This window comes from Microbacterium sp. GbtcB4, assembly GCF_019091465.1.
Lineage (GTDB): Bacteria > Actinomycetota > Actinomycetes > Actinomycetales > Microbacteriaceae > Microbacterium > Microbacterium paraoxydans.
Genome location: NZ_JAGXJJ010000254.1, coordinates 1 through 256 on the forward strand (window position 1 = coordinate 1; position 256 = coordinate 256).

Here is a 256-nt window from a genome sequence, read left to right on the forward strand (position 1 = left end):
GGATCGACGGGTCGGTGGACACCCGCTCGCCGGTGCGGTCGGTGTTCGGATGCGGGTACCGGATGCCCTCGTCGTTGGCGACCACGACGTACGCGAGGTCGGGGGCCTCGCGGTTGACCTCGGCGACCGGCTGGATGGCAGCGGCCGGGTCCTCGTCGTCGAACGCATCGAGGACGACGGGGAGGGCGGCGACGGACTGGGCGACCGCCTGCACGCGGTCCTTGAAGGCCTCGCGAAGCGCGTTCTCCTGGAACGC

The 256-nt window shown here is 71.9% G+C and carries 1 pseudogene; it reads right to left on the reverse strand.

Going from position 1 to position 256, the window contains the following annotated elements:
- A pseudogene (locus tag KVS71_RS17850) lies at positions 1 to 256 on the reverse strand (hypothetical protein); the annotation flags it as partial.